Annotated in this window: 3 protein-coding genes and 1 pseudogene; 2 read left to right on the forward strand and 2 right to left on the reverse strand. The window is 65.5% G+C overall.

Annotated features, from left to right (window positions below):
* Nucleotides 1-501, reverse strand: a 501-nt coding sequence (locus tag B1964_RS00975; protein WP_079928457.1) for a response regulator transcription factor, incomplete at its 3' end; no start/stop codon positions are given.
* Nucleotides 498-1,724, reverse strand: coding sequence for a histidine kinase (locus B1964_RS00980; protein WP_079928458.1), 1,227 nt, complete (start codon nucleotides 1,722-1,724; stop codon nucleotides 498-500). The genes B1964_RS00975 and B1964_RS00980, both read right to left, overlap by 4 nt.
* Before the next feature lie 122 nt (nucleotides 1,725-1,846).
* On the opposite strand from B1964_RS00980, the gene B1964_RS00985 reads away from it, so the two are divergent.
* The gene (locus B1964_RS00985; protein WP_253193837.1) at nucleotides 1,847-2,422 is read left to right on the forward strand and encodes a hypothetical protein; all 576 of its coding nucleotides are present in this window, start codon (nucleotides 1,847-1,849) and stop codon (nucleotides 2,420-2,422) included.
* Nucleotides 2,423-2,812: 390 nt separating this feature from the next.
* Nucleotides 2,813-3,663 (forward strand): annotated as a pseudogene (locus tag B1964_RS00990) (HNH endonuclease); the annotation flags it as partial.

Genomic DNA, 3,663 nt, shown 5'->3' on the forward strand with positions numbered 1-3,663 from the left:
ACCGAGGCAACGCAGCACATCTCTTTCGCGGGCGGTGAGATCGTCGAGAGCGGTGGGTGGTGGGGGAGGGGGTGAGCCGCCGGGCGTGGTCCGGACCGCGTCGACAACGCGGCGGGTGATCTCCGGCGACAATGCCGCGTCACCACGCACCACGGCGCGGACGGCATCGATGATGACCTCCGCCGACGCCGTCTTCAGCAGAAATCCTCTCGCCCCGACCCGCAGCGCGCCGAAGACATACTCGTCGAGGTCGAACGTCGTGAGGACGACGACCGGGCAGATTCCCTCGCCGACAATCACTTCGGTGGCGCGGATGCCGTCGGTCCCGGGCATCCGGACGTCCATCAGGACGACGTCGGGGCGCAGGTCGCGGGCGCCGGTGATCGCCTGGTCGCCGTCGGTGGCCTCCCCGATGACGTCGATCCCCTCGGCCGGCTCGAGCATCATCCGCAGACCGGACCTGATGGCAGCGTGGTCGTCGGCGATCAGGATCGTCGTCACGGGTGAATCCTCGGTGCATCGGAGGAGGTTGTCGGAAGTGTTGCGGTGACCCGGAATTCGTCGGTGCCGCGCTCGACGCAGAGCCTTCCGCCGACCGCGTGGGCGCGAGTGCGCATGTTGACCAGGCCGCGTCCGGTGTGACGATCGCCGGTCGGATGGTGATCGTGGTGAGCGGCGAGTCGATTACAGATGTCGAGGACCAGCGTGTCGTCCGCATGGGTGATCCGCACCCGGATCGGTTGTCCCGGTGCATGTGTGGCGGCATTCGTCAACGCTTGGGCGACGATGCGGAACGCGGCGATGTCGACGACCGGCGGTAACGCATCGATGCCGTCGGCGGCGGTGATCGTGGCAGGTATCTCCGTGGCGATGTCTGTGCCGGACTCGGCGATCGGTTCGGTCAACCGATCGATACGTCGCAGACCGGCAGTGGTGTGTCGGCCGTCGGTGCTGTGCTCGCTGCCGTCGGAGAGCAGATCGATCAGCCCGCGCATCTCGGTCAGCGCTTCCACGCTGCTCGCCCGGACCGCGGCCAAAGCCTTCCCCGCGAGGGCGGTGTTCTCCGGATATTGCAGCGCCGCAGCCGATTGCACCGCAATCGCCGACAACCGACCGGCGATCACGTCGTGCAGTTCGCGGGCCAGGCGACGCCGTTCGTCGGCGACGGCCTCGACCTGCTCGCGCTCGCCGAGTTCGGCCATCGCCCGCGAGTGTTCGCGTTCCAGTGACAACGCGCTGCGGTGTTCGCGCACGGCCAGCCCGTACGCGAGCGGCGAGCCGATCAGTGCGAGCAACCACAGCAGACAGATGAAGAGCAACCGCCAGTCATCGTGGGCGACCACGGAGACCAGCAAGAACGTCGCGACCGCCACGACGGCGGCCAGCCCGTACAGCACGCGGACCAGGCGAGCACCGCCGTAGACACACGTGGAGTAGACGATGTCGGAGAACACCAACCACACCCCGATGGACGGGACGGTCAGTGAATCGAGTGCCAGTGCTGCACTGACCCCGGTCAGCGCGACGGCCGGATGCCGCGAACGACACAGTTGAAAGCACGCCGCGATACCCAGCGAGACCATGCAGAACCACGTCGGTAGCGGGCTTGCGTTCTCGTCGAGCACCCCGAGGCCGGTCGCGTACAGGCTGACGCCGAGGGCCAGGAACAGCAGCGTGAGGCCGGCGTCGTTGAGCATCGCGCGGGACACCGGAAGTCGCCACATGCACCCATGGTCGCACGAGCCGACATTCCGGTCATCCGACGAAAGGATGACTTCTCCCGGCCCAGGAGTGCTCGATGGGATGGCCGATGCGGTCGGGTTGGTGTGCGCGCCACCGTGGTGACATGACAGATGAAGTATTGCGGTCACCGGTCCTGTGGGTCATCGTCGGGTGCGAGATCGGGTTCTGGGTGCTGGTGTGCGCCGGGTTGTCGATTCGGTACATCCTGCGCAGGCGCCGGGCGTCGACGGTGGTGTTGGCGCTGGTGCCGTTGGTGGACCTGTTCTTGCTCGCCGCTGTGGCCGTTGATCTTTCGCATGGCACCGAGGTGACGACGGTGCACCGGCTGGCCGGGATCTACCTCGGTGTCACCGTGGCCTTCGGCCATTCGATCATCACCTGGGCGGACGCACGTTTCGCTCACTGGTTTGCCGGTGCACCGGCGCCGGCCCGACCACCTCGCGGTGGCGCTGCCGCGATGCGCCACGAACTGGTGCTGTTCGGGCTGTGGCTGATCGCGGCAGCGATCGCCGCGGGCGCGGTGCTACTCCTGTCGGTCACCGTGGCCGACGATCAGCAAGCCGCCGACCTCCGTGGGACATTCGGGATACTCGGGGTGGTCACCGTCATCTGGTTGGTGACCGGCCCGGTGTGGCAACTGTTCTCGACGGCCGACGACCGGGATGGGGTGAAGAGGTGAGGTCGTGGCGTCACGGGATACGAAACCAGTTCCGTAGCAGGGGGTCTCGAGGCTCGGCGCACGCGCCTCGCACCTCGACCATCGGTCTATCCCCGGTGGTCGGGCAACCCGCCCTCCCTGATACTCGAGAACCTCCCCCCGGTGGTCGGGCAACCCGCCCTACCCGATCGTCGCGAGCCCCTCCTCGAGACCCAGTGAGAAGACAACGATCCCAACCACATCGGATATTCAAGCAGCGAAAAACCACACCCCCTACCACACCCCACCGACAGAAAATCAGCGTCGAAACACGTTGTCCACAAGCATAATTGACAAAGAATACCGCTTGCATCGAACACACTTTCCTGTAGACTGGACCCATCACACCGATCAGCCACCGGGGAGGGGCCCATGATCGAATCCACTACAGTCCTCCACGCGGAAACCGTTGACGCCGAGGCAGTCTTCGCCGACATCGTCGCCCAACTCAGCGACGTGCAATGGAATCCGGAGATGACCGGGCCATAAGCCTTCGGTGCGATGAAGCAAGTCCTGTTGTTGCGGAACCTGGTTGATCATCACGCCACCACTCTCACCGGCGAGATGGACCGGCTGGGAGTGGCCGACCACAAAACCACCCGGCTTCGGGAGTTGTTGATCAGCATGGGTTTCGCACCCGCCGTCGCGGGTCGGTACGTACGGGTCGCCGCCACCACCGATGTGGATCTGCTGCTCGCGCACGCGGCGGATGGGTCCATCTCGTCCGAACACACCGACGCCATCGTCCGCGGGTTGGCGCACATCGACACCCGCTCCCCAGAATCCCTCGACACCGTGCAACGGTGTGAATTCCTGCGGAAACTGCTGTCGCACTACTTCGCCGGCTTCCCCCCCGCCGAGATCACCACCTACGCGCGACAGTTGGGGAACGAGTTGGCGGCCGAGACACCGGGCGGGTTACCGGCCGCCGAGGACAAGACGATCAACTCCTACACCGACCGCATCACCGACGACGGACGGTTGGAGATCTCGGCGAACCTCGACATCATCGCCGGGGAGAAAACCCGTACTTTGATGGAAACCTTGTCGGCGCCCAAACCTCAACCCGACGGATCCCCGGATCCTCGGACACCCGAACAGATCTGTGTGGCCGCATTCGAAACGATCGTGGAGTTGGCGGCACAAGGACTAGCGGACACCACGTTCTCGGCCAAACCCACCAACGGCCTGCTGTGGACCTGGTCAGCGGACAACCCGGCACT

Origin of the sequence: Gordonia sp. i37, assembly GCF_002043085.1 — a bacterium.
Classification (GTDB): domain Bacteria; phylum Actinomycetota; class Actinomycetes; order Mycobacteriales; family Mycobacteriaceae; genus Gordonia; species Gordonia polyisoprenivorans.

What these genes read in the sequence shown, in the direction of transcription:
- B1964_RS00980 (WP_079928458.1), bottom strand. Translation starts at nt 1,724, where the DNA reads ATGTGGCGACTTCCGGTGTCCCGCGCGATGCTCAACGACGCCGGCCTC.
- B1964_RS00985 (WP_253193837.1), top strand. Translation starts at nt 1,847, where the DNA reads ATGACAGATGAAGTATTGCGGTCACCGGTCCTGTGGGTCATCGTCGGG.